Source organism: Pseudomonas poae RE*1-1-14 (genome assembly GCF_000336465.1).
Lineage (GTDB): Bacteria > Pseudomonadota > Gammaproteobacteria > Pseudomonadales > Pseudomonadaceae > Aquipseudomonas > Aquipseudomonas poae.
On the sequence record NC_020209.1, the window covers coordinates 4394914 to 4409606 of the forward strand.

17 protein-coding genes are annotated in these 14693 nt (G+C 62.4%); 9 read left to right on the forward strand and 8 right to left on the reverse strand.

Going from position 1 to position 14693, the window contains the following annotated elements; all coding sequences use genetic code 11:
* Positions 1-12: 12 nt before the first annotated feature.
* Genes H045_RS19285 through H045_RS19300 form a run of 4 tightly spaced genes read left to right on the forward strand, consistent with a single transcriptional unit; the run spans position 13 to position 2582 of the window.
* Positions 13-447, forward strand: coding sequence for a DUF4426 domain-containing protein (locus H045_RS19285; RefSeq protein WP_003234607.1), 435 nt, complete (start codon positions 13-15; stop codon positions 445-447).
* A complete protein-coding gene (gene rdgB, locus H045_RS19290; protein ID WP_015373215.1) occupies positions 444-1040 on the forward strand; it encodes an RdgB/HAM1 family non-canonical purine NTP pyrophosphatase in 597 nt (198 codons plus the stop codon). Before H045_RS19285 ends, rdgB begins: the two co-directional genes overlap by 4 nt.
* Complete coding sequence (gene hemW / locus H045_RS19295) at positions 1037-2239, forward strand: radical SAM family heme chaperone HemW (RefSeq protein ID WP_015373216.1); 1203 nt, start codon at positions 1037-1039, stop codon at positions 2237-2239. Before rdgB ends, hemW begins: the two co-directional genes overlap by 4 nt.
* A gap of 19 nt (positions 2240-2258) precedes the next feature.
* Positions 2259-2582: a DUF3392 domain-containing protein gene (locus H045_RS19300; RefSeq protein WP_003234612.1), complete on the forward strand. Its 324-nt coding sequence runs from the start codon at positions 2259-2261 to the stop codon at positions 2580-2582.
* A gap of 127 nt (positions 2583-2709) precedes the next feature.
* Here the strand turns inward: H045_RS19300 and trmB are convergent, their stop codons facing one another.
* The 4 genes from trmB to H045_RS19320 form a co-directional block, all read right to left on the reverse strand.
* Positions 2710-3435 (reverse strand): tRNA (guanosine(46)-N7)-methyltransferase TrmB, encoded by a 726-nt coding sequence (gene trmB, locus H045_RS19305; RefSeq protein WP_003234613.1) that lies wholly within the window; start codon positions 3433-3435, stop codon positions 2710-2712.
* A 9-nt stretch (positions 3436-3444) separates the two neighbouring features.
* The gene (locus tag H045_RS19310; RefSeq protein ID WP_003234615.1) at positions 3445-4239 is read right to left on the reverse strand and encodes a thiazole synthase; all 795 of its coding nucleotides are present in this window, start codon (positions 4237-4239) and stop codon (positions 3445-3447) included.
* Between the two features lie 48 nt (positions 4240-4287).
* Complete coding sequence (gene thiS, locus H045_RS19315; RefSeq protein WP_003234616.1) at positions 4288-4488, reverse strand: sulfur carrier protein ThiS; 201 nt, start codon at positions 4486-4488, stop codon at positions 4288-4290.
* Between the two features lie 71 nt (positions 4489-4559).
* A complete protein-coding gene (locus tag H045_RS19320) occupies positions 4560-4940 on the reverse strand; it encodes a DUF423 domain-containing protein (RefSeq protein WP_003234618.1) in 381 nt (126 codons plus the stop codon).
* Positions 4941-5014: 74 nt separating this feature from the next.
* Here H045_RS19320 and mtgA point away from each other — a divergent pair, with 74 nt between their 5' ends.
* The gene (gene mtgA, locus H045_RS19325; protein WP_015373217.1) at positions 5015-5737 is read left to right on the forward strand and encodes a monofunctional biosynthetic peptidoglycan transglycosylase; all 723 of its coding nucleotides are present in this window, start codon (positions 5015-5017) and stop codon (positions 5735-5737) included.
* A gap of 111 nt (positions 5738-5848) precedes the next feature.
* Here mtgA and rpoH read toward each other — a convergent pair whose 3' ends face one another.
* From rpoH to ftsY, 4 genes are all read right to left on the reverse strand, one after another.
* Positions 5849-6703, reverse strand: coding sequence for an RNA polymerase sigma factor RpoH (gene rpoH, locus H045_RS19330; protein ID WP_015373218.1), 855 nt, complete (start codon positions 6701-6703; stop codon positions 5849-5851).
* Between the two features lie 130 nt (positions 6704-6833).
* On the reverse strand, positions 6834-7856 hold the full coding sequence (ftsX, locus tag H045_RS19335) for a permease-like cell division protein FtsX (RefSeq protein ID WP_003234623.1): 1023 nt from the start codon (positions 7854-7856) through the stop codon (positions 6834-6836).
* Complete coding sequence (gene ftsE / locus H045_RS19340) at positions 7853-8524, reverse strand: cell division ATP-binding protein FtsE (protein ID WP_003234627.1); 672 nt, start codon at positions 8522-8524, stop codon at positions 7853-7855. The genes ftsX and ftsE overlap by 4 nt, the downstream gene beginning before the upstream one ends.
* A complete protein-coding gene (gene ftsY, locus H045_RS19345; RefSeq protein WP_015373219.1) occupies positions 8521-9891 on the reverse strand; it encodes a signal recognition particle-docking protein FtsY in 1371 nt (456 codons plus the stop codon). Before ftsY ends, ftsE begins: the two co-directional genes overlap by 4 nt.
* A gap of 232 nt (positions 9892-10123) precedes the next feature.
* On the opposite strand from ftsY, the gene H045_RS19350 reads away from it, so the two are divergent.
* The 4 genes from H045_RS19350 (at position 10124) to H045_RS19365 (ending at position 14647) form a co-directional block, all read left to right on the forward strand.
* On the forward strand, positions 10124-11479 hold the full coding sequence (locus tag H045_RS19350) for a M16 family metallopeptidase (RefSeq protein ID WP_015373220.1): 1356 nt from the start codon (positions 10124-10126) through the stop codon (positions 11477-11479).
* The gene (locus H045_RS19355; RefSeq protein WP_015373221.1) at positions 11472-12956 is read left to right on the forward strand and encodes a M16 family metallopeptidase; all 1485 of its coding nucleotides are present in this window, start codon (positions 11472-11474) and stop codon (positions 12954-12956) included. The genes H045_RS19350 and H045_RS19355 overlap by 8 nt, the downstream gene beginning before the upstream one ends.
* Positions 12956-13573: a 16S rRNA (guanine(966)-N(2))-methyltransferase RsmD gene (gene rsmD, locus H045_RS19360; protein WP_003234636.1), complete on the forward strand. Its 618-nt coding sequence runs from the start codon at positions 12956-12958 to the stop codon at positions 13571-13573. The genes H045_RS19355 and rsmD overlap by 1 nt, the downstream gene beginning before the upstream one ends.
* A gap of 78 nt (positions 13574-13651) precedes the next feature.
* The gene (locus H045_RS19365; RefSeq protein WP_015373222.1) at positions 13652-14647 is read left to right on the forward strand and encodes a hydrolase; all 996 of its coding nucleotides are present in this window, start codon (positions 13652-13654) and stop codon (positions 14645-14647) included.
* The last annotated feature ends 46 nt before the right edge of the window (positions 14648-14693 follow it).

Below are 14693 nucleotides of genomic sequence, written 5' to 3' on the forward strand. Positions count from 1 at the left end.
AGAGGGACGCTCATGAGTCGCCTGGCTGTTTTTCTATTGACCGCATGCCTGGGCGCCAGCGCCATGGCCGCCGACGTTATCGACCCCAACCGCACCAAGGAATTCGGCGATATCACCGTGCGTTACAACACCTTCACCTCCAGCTTCCTGCAACCTGAAACCGCCCAGAAAGTTGGCGTGGTGCGCAGCAAGGAGAAGGGCTTGATCAATGTGACTGTGATCAAGGGTGTAACCCCGGTCGCAGCGCAGGTGACCGGCACTATCAAGGACCTGGGTGGCAAAAGTGAAATCCTGACATTCAAACAAGTCGAAGAGAAAGGCGGGATCAGCTACCTGGCGCCTTACTCCGTGACGCAGCGGGAATACAAGACGTTTACCATCAATGTTGAAACCGGCGGCAAGGCCCATGGTTTCCAATTCAACCAAGAACTGTTTCCGGCCGAATGATGAACCTCTCCCAACTCGTACTGGCCAGCCATAACGCCGGCAAACTCAAAGAACTCCAGGCCATGCTCGGCGAATCCGTGCAACTGCGCTCGATTGGCGAGTTCAGCCAGGTCGAGCCGGAAGAGACCGGCCTGTCGTTCGTCGAGAACGCCATTCTCAAGGCACGCAACGCTGCACGCATTTCGGGACTGCCAGCGCTGGCCGATGATTCGGGGCTGGCGGTGGATTTCCTGGGTGGCGCGCCGGGCATCTATTCGGCGCGCTATGCCGACGGCAAAGGCGACGCGGCCAACAACGCCAAGCTGCTGGACGCGCTCAAGGACGTGCCGGACGCGCTGCGTGGCGCGCAGTTCGTCTGCGTGCTGGCGCTGGTGCGCCATGCCGATGACCCGTTGCCGATTCTGTGTGAAGGCCTGTGGCACGGGCGCATCCTGCATGCCGCCAGCGGCGAGCACGGTTTTGGTTATGACCCGCTGTTCTGGGTGCCGGAGCGCAATGTCTCCAGCGCCGAACTGAGCCCGGCCGACAAGAACCAGATCAGTCATCGCGCCCGTGCCATGGTGTTGCTGCGCCAGCGTCTGGGCTTGAAATGACTCTGAACACCTCTGCGCAGCCGCTGATCCACGGCGGTACGCAAACGCCCCGGGCGGCCTTGCCGGTGCTGCCACCCCTGGCGCTGTACATCCACATTCCGTGGTGCGTGCGCAAATGCCCGTATTGCGACTTCAACTCCCACACTGCGAGCAAAGTGCTACCGGAAGAGGAGTATGTGGACGCCCTGCTGGCCGACCTCGACCAGGACCTGCACGCCGTTTACGGTCGCGACCTGAGCTCGATCTTCTTCGGTGGCGGCACGCCCAGCCTGTTTAGCGCAGCGGCGCTGGGCCGCCTGCTCGAAGGCGTGCAGGCGCGCATCCCGTTTGCGGCCGATATCGAGATCACCCTGGAAGCCAACCCCGGCACGTTCGAGCAAGAGAAGTTCGTGGCGTACCGCAAGCTGGGGATCAATCGCCTGTCCATTGGCATCCAGAGTTTCCAGCAGCAAAAGCTCGAGGCTCTGGGCCGTATCCATAATGGCGACGAGGCGGTACGCGCGGCGGGTATGGCGCGCCAGGCCGGCTTCGACAACTTCAACCTGGACCTGATGCATGGTTTGCCGGATCAATCCCTGGACGATGCGTTGAGCGACCTGCGCCAGGCCATCGCGCTCAAGCCGACGCACCTGTCCTGGTACCAGCTGACCCTGGAACCCAACACCGTGTTCTGGAACCAGCCGCCCGCGCTGCCGGAAGACGACACCCTGTGGGATATCCAGGAAGCCGGCCAGGCACTGCTCGCCGAACATGGTTACGCACAGTATGAAGTGTCGGCCTACGCCCAACCCGGCCGACCGGCGCGGCACAACCTCAATTACTGGAGTTTTGGCGACTTTATCGGCATTGGCGCAGGCGCCCACGGCAAGCTCAGCCACCCTGATGGACGCATCGTGCGCACCTGGAAAACCCGCGCGCCGAAGGACTACCTCAACCCGGCCAAAAGCTTCCAGGCCGGGGCAAAAGAACTGACCAACGACGAGCTGCCGTTCGAGTTCCTGATGAACGCCCTGCGCCTCACCGAAGGGGTCGACGCCAGGCTCTATGCCGAACGCACCGGCCTCGACCCGGCCAGCCTCGATGCAGCGCGGCGCGACGCAGAACAAAGTGGCTTAATGCAGGTCGAACCGTCACGCCTGGCGGCGACCGACCGTGGGCAACTCTTTCTCAATGACCTGCTGCAGAAATTTCTGAGCTAACGCTTCTTAAGGAAATCGAATGGATCTGGTACTCGACCTGCTCGCCACCGCATCCCGCTGGAGCCGCAGCAACCTGTCGGAAATATCCCTGGCCCTTGTGGGCTGCCTGCTGGTGCTGTTCGGCGCCGACATCAAAGGCTGGGTGGAAGCCCGTCTGGGCAGCATCGCCGGCGCCTTGCGCGTGCCCTTGATGGCGTTGCTTTGCCTGATCGGCAGCGGCGCCGCGCTGATCTACGCCACACCGTGGATTGTGCGCGGGCTAGGCCAGTTCAATAACTACAGCCTGGCGCCGGTGCTGGTGGTGGTGCTGGTTTTGATTGGGGTTGTAGCGGATCGTCGCTGACCTCAAGTACACCGCCAAACAACTGTGGGAGCTGGCTTGCCTGCGATGCAGGCACCTTGGTGTATCAGTGATACCCAGGTGATGCTATCGCAGGCAAGCCAGCTCCCACATTGGACTGCCTTTCAAATCAGGCCAGCTTTTCGAACTTCAAATCCCACACCCCATGCCCCAACCGCTCACCGCGCCGTTCGAACTTGGTGATCGGACGTTCGGCCGGGCGTGGCACGCATTTGCCGTCTTCCGCGATGTTGCGATAGCCAGGCGCGACGTTCATCACTTCCAGCATGTATTCGGCATAGGGCTCCCAGTCGGTGGCCATGTGCAGGATGCCGCCGACTTTCAGCTTGCTGCGCACCAGCTCCGCGAAGGAGGCCTGGACGATGCGACGCTTGTGGTGGCGGGCTTTGTGCCATGGGTCAGGGAAGAACAGCATCAGGCGGTCGAGGCTGTTGTCGGCGATGCAGCGGTTGAGCACTTCAATCGCGTCGCAGTCATAGACTCGCAGGTTGGTCAGGCCTTGGGTGAGCACGCCGTTGAGCAGCGCGCCGACACCTGGGCGGTGCACTTCAACACCGATGAAATCCTGCTCCGGCGCGGCGGCGGCCATTTCCAGCAGGGAGTGGCCCATGCCGAAGCCGATTTCCAGGGAACGCGGGGCCGAGCGACCGAATACCTGGTCGTAGTCCACCGGCGCATCGGCCAGGGGCAGCACGAACAGCGGCGTGCCCTGCTCCAGGCCCTTTTGCTGGCCTTCGGTCATGCGGCCGGCGCGCATCACGAAGCTCTTGATGCGGCGGTGCCTGGAGTCGTCGGCAGCGTCCACGGTGTTCGGCGTTTCGTTTGATTCAGTCATCAATGGCTCTTACTTGATCAGACCATCCAGCGGCGAAGAAGCGCTGGCATAGAGTTTTTTCGGCATGCGCCCGGCGAGGTAAGCCAGACGGCCCGCGACGATGGCGTGTTGCATGGCTTCGGCCATCATGATCGGTTGTTGGGCATGGGCGATGGCCGAGTTCATCAGCACCGCGTCGCAGCCCAGCTCCATGGCGATGGTCGCGTCGGAGGCGGTGCCTACGCCGGCATCCACCAGCACCGGGATCTTGGCTTCTTCAAGGATGATCTGCAGGTTGTACGGATTGCAGATACCCAGGCCGGAGCCGATCAGACCGGCCAGCGGCATCACGGCGATGCAGCCGATTTCCGCCAATTGACGGGCGATGATCGGGTCATCACTGGTGTAGACCATCACGTCGAAGCCTTCCTTGACCAGGGTTTCAGCGGCCTTGAGGGTTTCGATCACGTTGGGGAACAGGGTTTTCTGGTCGGCCAGCACTTCCAGCTTCACCAGGTTGTGGCCATCGAGCAGCTCACGGGCCAGGCGGCAGGTGCGCACGGCTTCGATGGCGTCATAGCAACCGGCGGTGTTCGGCAGGAAGGTGTAGCGATCCGGCGACAGCACTTCGAGCAGGTTCGGCTCGCCCTCGATCTGGCCAAGGTTGGTGCGGCGCACGGCGAAGGTCACGATCTCGGCACCCGAGGCTTCGATGGCCAGGCGGGTTTCTTCCATGTCGCGGTACTTGCCGGTGCCGACCAGCAGGCGGGACTGGTAGGTACGACCGGCCAGGACGAAAGGCTTGTCGCTACGAACGATGCTCATGGGAAATCCTCGTAATGGGGTGAGGTTCTGCAGACTGCGAGGTGGCGACTAGCCGCCGCCGATGGCATGGACCACTTCGACCTGGTCACCGTCGGCGAGCGCAGTGGCGGCGTGCTGACTGCGCGGGACGATATCCTGATTGAGTTCCACTGCGACACGGCGCCCGGTCAGTTCCAGGCGGGTCAACAGGGCCTCGACGGAGGCACCGTCGGGCAATTCAAAGGGTTCGCCGTTCAACTGAATGCGCATGCCAGGGGCCGCCATCGTTTTTAGGGGCCAGCATTCTAGCGTGATTGGGACCTGAAGGTCAGCTCCAAGCGTCAAGCGGTCAGCTGCAGGCGCCACGCCGCCAAACCGAGGAAGAACCAGCCAAGCAGAAACGCCAGCCCGCCGAACGGGGTGATGATGCCCAGCTTGCTGATGCCGGTCAGGGTCAACGCGTAGAGGCTGCCGGAGAACAGCAGGATGCCGACCACAAACGCGATGCCTGCCCAGGTCACCATGCGGCCGGGGATATGGGCGGCCAGCAGCGCCACGCCGAACAGCGCCAGGGCGTGCACCAACTGGTAAGTCACGCCGGTTTGGAAAATCGTCAGGTACTCGGCGCTCAGGCGGCTTTTCAGGCCATGGGCGGCAAAGGCCCCGAGGGCGACACCGGTGAAGCCAAAAAAGGCAGCCAACATCAGAAAGCTACGCAGCATGTGGAACTCCAATCAGACGCATCGGGCAGGGTCTGTATAATGGCCCGCTCAACGGGTTCGGCCAAGCCATCTCTATGCTGCGTATCCTCTTCAGTCGTTTTCTCAAAGTCGTGAAATGGTTTGCCGTCGGCAGCGTTTTGCTGGTGCTGCTGTTGCGCGTCGTGCCGCCGCCGTTCACGGCGCTGATGGTGGAGCGCAAGATCGAGTCGTGGTTCGACGGCGAACCCATTCACCTGCAACGCAGCTGGGTGGCGTGGGATGACATCTCCGACGACCTCAAGCTGGCGGTGATGGCCGGTGAAGACCAGCGCTTCCCGCAGCACTGGGGGTTCGATTTCGGCGCGATCCAGGCAGCCATCGTGCACAACGAGCGCGGCGGGTCGATTCGGGGCGCCAGCACATTGAGCCAGCAGGTGTCGAAGAACCTGTTTCTGTGGTCTGGCCGCAGTTATCTGCGCAAGGGGCTGGAGGCCTGGTTTACCGGCCTGATTGAGGTGCTATGGCCCAAGCAGCGGATTCTTGAGGTGTACCTCAACAGCGTGGAATGGGATGACGGCGTGTTTGGCGCAGAGGCGGCGGCGCGGCATCATTTTGGGGTGAGTGCCAAAGGGCTTTCGCGGCAGCAGGCCAGCTATCTGGCGGCGGTGCTACCCAATCCAAGGGTGTGGAGCGCGAGTCATCCGACGGCGTATGTAGCGCGGCGGGCAGCCTGGATTCGCCAGCAGATGAATCAACTCGGTGGTGATGGCTACCTGCTTGAGCTGAACAACTCCCGCAAGGCCCCCTGGTCCGACTGACACAACACACAAACAAATGTGGGAGGGGGCTTGCTCCCGATAGCAGTGAATCAGCCAGCTTATCTGTAGCTGACCCACTGAAATCGGGAGCAAGCCCCCTCCCACATGGTTTTAAGCGGCGATCGACAGCTTCAGCTTGTTCATCGCGCTTTTCTCAAGCTGACGAATCCGCTCGGCCGACACGTTGTACTTCTGCGCCAGGTCGTGCAGCGTGGCTTTTTCTTCCGCCAGCCAGCGCTGGTAGAGGATGTCACGGCTGCGGTCGTCCAGCACTTCCAGCGCTTCGTGCAGGTTGTGATTGGCGTTGTCGCTCCAGTCGGCATCTTCCAGTTGACGCGCCGGGTCGTACCGGTGGTCTTCCAGGTAGTTGGCCGGCGACTGGAAAGCACTGTCGTCGTCCGCTTCGGCGGCCGGATCGAAGGCCATGTCATGGCCGGTCAGGCGGCTTTCCATCTCGCGCACTTCACGGGGCTCAACGCCGAGGCTTTCGGCCACGCGGTGGACTTCCTCGTTGTTCAGCCACGCCAGACGTTTTTTCTGGCTGCGCAGGTTGAAGAACAGCTTGCGCTGGGCCTTGGTGGTCGCGACTTTCACGATGCGCCAGTTGCGCAGGATGAACTCGTGGATTTCCGCCTTGATCCAGTGAACGGCGAACGACACCAGGCGCACACCCATCTCGGGATTGAAGCGCTTGACCGCTTTCATCAGGCCGACATTGCCTTCCTGGATCAGGTCAGCCTGGGCCAGCCCGTAGCCGCTATAGCTGCGGGCGATATGTACGACAAAACGCAGGTGGGCGAGCACCATCTGCCGAGCCGCCCCCAAATCCTGCTCATAGTAGAGACTCTCGGCCAGTTCACGCTCCTGCTCGGGCGTCAGCAATGGAATGCTGTTGACCGTGTGCACATAGGCTTCCAGGTTTCCACCTGGAGCCAGGGCATACGCAGGTTGCAAAGAAGTGGTCATACGAAAAAACCTCCGACTCACATAACTCGTGCAGTTCAGCACTGCGAAAATTGACCGGGGAACCGTAGGACAAGTTCCCTATACCGCTGATACGGTCAATACAAACGAAACCACATTAATCTGGCATTAACTACTTGGGCGCCAGCTCACGTAAATGCCGCGCCACGGCAATCCAGGCACCGATATAACCCAACAATACCGCGCCAAGCAAGAGCGAGAGACCATCGGCCACAGGCACCCCGGCCAGGGCAAAATCACTGCCGTACAAGCCGGCAAGGCCCGTCACCGCGTCGTTCAGCCAGTCCAGGCCGAAAGCCAGCACACCCCAGGACAAAAACCCGGCACCCAGGCCATAAAGCGCGCCCATGTACAGAAAAGGACGACGCACATAGCTGTCCGTGCCGCCGACAAGTTTAATCACTTCTATCTCGGTGCGACGGTTTTCAATATGAAGACGAATGGTATTGCCTATCACCAAAAGTAATGCAGACACCAACAGCACCGTCAAACCGAACACAAAACGGTCGCCCAGCTTGAGGATCGCGGCCAGGCGCTCCACCCAGACTAGATCAAGTTGCGCCTGTTGCACCTTGGGCATCTGCGCCAGTTTCTGGCGCAGGGCCTCCAGGGTCGGCTTGTCGACTTCATCGGGCGTCACCAGCACCACGCCCGGCAGCGGATTCTGCGGCAGCTCCTTGAGCGCCTCGCCCAGGCCGGATTGCTGCTGGAATTCTTCAAGGGCCTGGTCGCGGCTGACGTACTCGGCATCCGCCACGCCCGGCATGTTCTTGATTTCATCGCGCAATGCTTCGCCCTGCTGGGTGCTGGCATCCAGGTTCAGGTACAGCGAAATCTGCGCCGCGCGCTGCCAGGACCCGCCCAGACGCTCCACGTTATTGAGCAGCAGCGACAAGCCCATCGGCAGGCTGAGGGCCACGGCCATCACCAGGCAGGTAAAAAAACTGCCGACCGGCTGCTTGCCCAGGCGACGCAGACTGTCGAGCAGGCTGGCGCGATGGCTTTCGATCCAGGCGTGCAGCAGCGTGCTGAAGTCCGGGCCGTCATCGTCGTCGCGTTTTTTCTTCTTCGGTTGCGGGTCGGCCGGTTTCGGCGCCACCCGTTCGGATACTTTTGGACTGCGTGTAGCACTCATACGCCTGCCTCCCCGTCACCGATGAGGCGACCGCGTTGCAGAGTCAGCATGCGGTGGCGCATGCGCGCGATCAGCGCCAGGTCGTGACTGGCAATCAGCACGCTGGTACCCAGGCGATTGATGTCTTCGAATACGCCCATGATTTCCGCCGCCAGACGCGGGTCGAGGTTACCGGTGGGTTCGTCCGCCAGCAGCAGGGCCGGACGGTGCACGATGGCGCGGGCGATGCCGACGCGCTGTTGCTGGCCGGTGGAGAGGTCGCCGGGGTAGAGGTCGGTCTTGTCCGAGAGCGCCACGCGCTCAAGGGCCGAATCAACGCGTTTGACGATCTCGGCCTTGGACAGCCCGAGAATCTGTAACGGCAAGGCAACGTTGTTGAACACCGTGCGATCGAACAGCAATTGGTGATTCTGGAACACCACGCCGATCTGGCGGCGCAGAAACGGGATTTGCGCATTGCTGATGGTGGCCAGGTCCTGGCCGGCCAGCAGCAGTTTGCCGGTGGTCGGGCGCTCCATGGCCAGCAGCAGACGCAATAACGTACTTTTGCCGGCCCCGGAGTGACCGGTGACGAAAAGAAACTCGCCGCGCCGCACCCGAAAGCTCAGCTCATGCAAGCCCACATGCCCGTTGGCATAGCGTTTACCGACCTGTTCGAATCGAATCATGAACGCTCCCGCTCGGCAAACAACGCCTGTACAAAGGGTTCGGCTTCAAAGGTGCGCAGGTCGTCGATGCCTTCACCGACGCCGATATAACGAATCGGCAACCCGAACTGCTTGGCCAGGGCAAAGATCACACCGCCCTTGGCCGTGCCGTCGAGCTTGGTCAAGGCCAGACCGGTCAGTTGCACCGTCTGGTTGAATTGTTTGGCCTGGCTGATGGCGTTCTGACCAGTACCTGCGTCGAGCACCAGCAGCACTTCATGGGGGGCGTCGGCGTCGAGCTTGCCGATCACGCGGCGCACCTTCTTCAGCTCTTCCATCAGATTGTCTTTCGTGTGCAGGCGACCGGCAGTGTCGGCGATCAACACATCGATATTGCGCGCCTTGGCGGCCTGCACCGCGTCGAAGATCACCGAGGCGGAATCGGCGCCGGTGTGCTGGGCGATCACCGGAATCTTGTTGCGCTCGCCCCACACCTGCAATTGCTCCACCGCAGCGGCGCGGAAAGTGTCGCCGGCGGCCAGCATGACTTTCTTGCCTTCCAGCTGCAGCTTCTTGGCCAGCTTGCCGATGGTGGTGGTCTTGCCGGCGCCGTTGACGCCCACCACCAGGATCACGAACGGTTTGTTCGGAGTGATCACCAACGGTGCCTCCACGGGTTTGAGCATCGCCGCCAGTTCGGCCTGCAAGGATTTGTACAGCGCGTCGGCGTCGGTGAGTTGCTTGCGCGCGACCTTCTGGGTCAGGCTCTGGATGATCACTGCTGTGGCTTCGACGCCCACGTCGGCGGTGAGCAGACGGGTTTCGATGTCTTCCAGCAGTTCGTCATCGATGGTCTTGCGACCCAGGAACAGGCTGGCCATGCCTTCGCCGATGCTGGCGCTGGTCTTGCTCAGGCCTTGCTTGAGGCGGGCGAAGAAGCCGGTCTTGCCGGTTTCGACGGCAACGGGTGCCGGCTCGATGACGGCAGGCACGGCGGCTGCGACGATGGGCGCCGGTTCAACTACCGGTTCAGCCACCACGGGAATCGGCGGCGCGACGTGCTCAGCGTGCACGTCTTCAACCAGCGCCACGGGCTCTTCGGCCACGGGCAGCTCGGGCCACGGCTCGGGCTCGGGTTCAGATTCCGGCTCGGGTTCCGGCGCCACCTCGGCCACCGGCTGCAACACCGGCTCAACGATCGGCAACACCACCGGCGCCGGGACGTGGTCAACCGGCTCGGCTTCTACTATAGGCTCGGGGATCGGTTCAGCTTGAACCTGCGGCTCTGGTTCGACGGCATCCTGCGGTTTCTTACGCAGCCAGCCGAACAGGCCTTTCTTCTCGCCAGCCGCAGCTGGGGTCTTCTTGTCGTCGTTGGAACCAAACATGGAGACGGCTATCTCAAGGTAGCGATGCGCCAGGGGGCACGTCGGTAAATAAAATTCGATGCGTAACAGACTGTTTTTCAGCCAGCTCGTTCATGCGCAACATTTTGTAAGGCCTAAACAGGGCCTTAACAGGACCGCCACAGTGGCCGTCCGCAAATCCGAACAGTATCCTAGCACCTCCTCGCCCGCCGACGCTAAGACCAAGCGGGCAGCCCAACAGGTTTAAAAACGAATGAATGCTCTAGCCCGCCGCGCCGCAGGCCTGCTGTTCGGTACAGTTTGTCTGCCTCTTTCAGCTTTGGCTGCCGATCCCCAACCCACCCATGAATTCACCCTCGACAACGGCCTCAAAGTGGTCGTGCGCGAAGACCATCGCGCGCCAGTGGTGGTTTCCCAGGTCTGGTACAAGGTTGGCTCGAGCTACGAAACCCCGGGCCAGACCGGTTTGTCCCACGCCCTTGAGCACATGATGTTCAAGGGCAGCGCCAAGGTGGGGCCGGGCGAAGCCTCGCTGATCCTGCGTGATCTGGGCGCTGAAGAAAATGCGTTCACCAGCGATGACTACACCGCCTATTACCAGGTGCTGGCCCGCGGCCGCCTGGGCGTCGCCTTCGAGCTGGAAGCCGATCGCATGGCCAGCCTGCGCCTGCCGGCCGACGAGTTCAGCCGCGAGATCGAGGTTATCAAGGAAGAACGCCGCCTGCGCACCGACGACAACCCGATGTCCAAGGCCTTTGAGCGCTTCAAGGCCATGGCTTTTCCGGCCAGCGGCTACCACACGCCGACTATCGGCTGGATGGCCGACCTGGAGCGCATGAAGGTCGAGGAACTGCGCCACTGGTATCAGGCCTGGTACGTGCCGAACAACGCTACGCTGGTGGTGGTCGGCGACGTGACCCCGGACGAGGTGAAGACCCTGGCCCAGCGCTACTTCGGCCCGATCCCCAAGCGTGACGTGCCCCCGGCCAAAATCCCCATGGAGCTGGCCGAACCCGGCGAGCGCCTGCTGACAATGCGCGTACAGACCCAACTGCCCAGCGTGCTCCTCGGCTTCAACGTGCCCGGTCTTGCCACCGCTGAAGACAAGCGCTCGGTACAGGCCCTGCGCCTGATTTCGGCCCTGCTCGACGGCGGCTACAGCGCGCGTATCTCGGCCCAACTGGAGCGCGGTGAAGAACTGGTGTCTGCGGCCTCCACCCGCTACGACGCCTACAGCCGTGGCGACACCCTGTTCATCCTCTCGGCCACGCCCAACCAGCAGAAGAAAAAGACCATCGCCCAAGCCGAAGCCGGCCTGTGGCGGCTGCTGGAAGAACTGAAAGCCAAGCCACCGACCGCCGAAGAGCTGGAGCGTATTCGCGCCCAGGTCATCGCCGGGCTGGTGTACCAACGAGACTCCATCACCAGCCAGGCCACGTCCATTGGCTCCCTGGAAACCGTGGGCCTGTCCTGGCAGCTCATGGACACCGAGCTCGCCGACCTGCAAAGCGTGACCCCGGAAGATATCCAGAAGGCTGCGCGCACCTATTTCACCCGCGAGCGTCTGAGCGTCGCCCATATTCTGCCCGAGGAGACCGCTCATGAGTGATCGCAAAAGCCTGATCCTGCCCGGCCTGATCGCCGTCACGCTGGTGGCAGCGAGCGCGGTGTACGTTTTGCGCCCAAGTGAATCAGTGGCCAGCCCGGCGCTGGAAAAAGCCCAGTCCGCCAGCAAGCTGCAATCGCTGGCCGAGCTGGACGGCAAGGCGCCGACCAACCGCACGCTCGATGTGCAAAGCTGGACCACCGCCGAAGGCGCCAAGGTGCTGTTCGTCGAGGCCCATGAACTGCCGATGTTCGACATGCGCATCCTGTTCGCCGCCGGCAGCAGCCAGGACGGCGACGTGCCAGGCTTGGCGCTGATGACCAACGCCATGCTCAACGAAGGGGTGCCGGGCAAGGACGTCAGCCAGATCGCCAGCGGCTTTGAAGGCCTGGGCGCCGACTTTGGCAATGGTGCTTACCGCGACATGGCGCTGGTATCCCTGCGCAGCCTGAGCGCCAGCGACAAGCGCGATGCGGCACTGGCGCTGTTCGACGACGTGATCGGCAAGCCGACCTTCCCCGCCGACTCACTGGCGCGGATCAAGAACCAGATCCTCGCCGGTTTCGAATACCAGAAGCAGAATCCCGGCAAGCTGGCGAGCCTTGAGCTGTTCAAGCGCCTGTATGGCGACCACCCTTACGCACATCCGAGCGAAGGCAACGCCGACAGCGTGCCGAAGATCAGCCTGGCGCAGTTGCAGGCGTTCCATGCCAAGGCCTACACAGCAGGCAACGCGGTGATTGCGGTGGTGGGCGACCTGACCCGCGCCGAAGCCGAAGCCATGACCGCCAAGGTGTCTGCCTCACTGCCCAGGGGGCCGGCGCTGGCGAAGATCGCCCAGCCGACCGAACCCAAGGCCGGCCTGAGCCATATCGAGTCTCCGTCCAAGCAGACGCACCTGCTGTTCGCGCAATTGGGCATCGACCGGGCCGACCCGGACTACGCGGCCTTGTCCATGGGCAACCAGATCCTCGGTGGCGGTGGCTTTGGCACTCGCCTGATGAGCGAAGTGCGCGAAAAACGCGGCCTCACGTACGGCGTGTACTCGGGCTTCTCGCCGATGCAGGTGCGCGGTCCGTTCATGATCAACCTGCAGACCCGCGCCGAAATGAGCGGCGGCACCCTGCGCCTGGTCGAGCAGGTGCTGGCCGATTACCTCAAAACCGGCCCGACGCAAAAGGAGCTGGATGACGCCAAGCGCGAACTGGCCGGCAGCTTCCCGCTGTCCACCGCGAGCAACGCCGATATCGTCGGACAGCTGGGCGCCATGGGTTTCTACAACCTGCCGCTGAGCTATCTGGAAGATTTCATGAAACAATCCCAGGCTCTGACCGTAGACCAGGTCAAGGCGGCCATGAACAAACACGTGAGCGCCGACAAGATGGTCATCGTGACCGCCGGCCCGACGATTGCGCAAAAGCCACTACCGCCCCCCACTGATAAACCCGCCGAGCAGCCGCTCGGGGTTCCGGAGCATTAATGGCCAGTTCATCTCGCCCGAAAAAACCTGTCCACAACGTGCATAACGGTGTGGGCCAACTGCGCATCATTGGCGGTGAATGGGGCAGCCGCAAGCTGAGCTTCCCCGACGTCGTGGGCCTGCGCCCGACGCCCGACCGCGTGCGTGAAACCCTGTTCAACTGGCTCGCGCCTTACATCGCGGGCGCCAAGGTGCTGGACCCGTTTGCCGGCAGCGGCGCGCTGTTCCTGGAGGCGCTGTCCCGTGGCGCGTCCCAGGCCCAGGCGCTGGACGCGAGCAACGTGGCGGTTTCCAGCCTCAAGGAACACCTGGGCACCCTGCGCTGCACCAACGGCCAGGTGCAGACCGCCGATGCGCTGCGTTACCTGGAAACCCAGGCAGCCAGCGAATATGACGTGGTGTTCCTCGACCCGCCGTTCAACCAGAACCTGCTGCCGACGGTGTGCACGCTGCTCGAAGATCGCCAATGGCTGGCGCCGGATGCGTGGATCTACACCGAGAGCGAAACCGCGCCGTCCACCCTCGGCCTGCCGGGCAGCTGGCGCTTGCACCGGGAACAAAAGTCCGGCCGGGTGTATTACGCGCTGTGGCATCGCCTGGTCGAAAGCGCGGTCTGAGCCGGCGGTTACTTTTTGTGGCTGGCGGGCAAGCCCGCTCGCCACAGTGAGCCGGTTCGCCACAAAAAAGAGAGTGCAATGACCCCCTCCCCCAACCTGTTCAAACCCGCTTTCGGCCTCGGCAACCCACACCTGCAAACCTTGTGGGGGCCGTTATGGCGCCCCACCACTCACCTCGAACGCCAACGCGAGCGCCTGTGGCTGGACGATGGTGACTTCCTCGACCTCGACTGGCATGGCCCCCACGACGCCAAGGCGCCGCTGGTGCTGGTGTTGCACGGGCTCACCGGTTCGTCCAACTCGCCCTACGTCGCTGGCCTGCAAAAGGTCCTCGCCGCCCAGGGCTGGGCCAGTGCCGCATTGAACTGGCGCGGCTGTTCCGGCGAGCCAAACCTGTTGGCGCGCAGCTATCACTCGGGGGCCAGCGAGGATCTGGCGGCAGCGATTGCCCATCTGCACGCCAAGCGACCGCTGGCGCCGTTGTATGCGGTGGGCTATTCGCTGGGCGGCAATGTGCTGCTCAAGCACTTGGGGGAAACCGGCGCGGCATCTGGGCTGCAAGGCGCTGCGGCGGTGTCGGTGCCGTTTCGCTTGGACCAGTGCGCCGACCGCATCGGCCTGGGTTTTTCGCGGGTCTATCAGAAGCACTTCATGCGCGAAATGCTGGCGTATATCCGCGTCAAGCAAAGCCGCTTTACGCAGGATGGCCGCACGGACGACCTGAAAACCCTGGAAGCCCTGGGTTCCCTGGAAAAGATGCGCACGTTTTGGGACTTCGATGGGCGGGTGACTGCGCCGCTGCATGGTTTCGTGAGTGCCGAGGATTACTACCGCAAGGCGTCGAGTCGCTATTACCTGGGCGGTATCCGAACGCCGACCCTGATTATTCAGGCGGCGGACGATCCGTTCGTGTTTGCCCATAGCCTGCCCGAGGACAGCGAACTGTCCGATTGCACCGAGTTCGAGTTGCTGGCCAAGGGCGGGCATGTGGGGTTCGTGGACGGCTCGTTGAGGCGCCCGACCTATTACCTTGAACGCCGAATCCCCCAATGGCTGCTGACACAACAGCGCTAAACGTGTGGGAAGGAGCTTGCCCCCTCTCACCATTGATCGGGTTTAC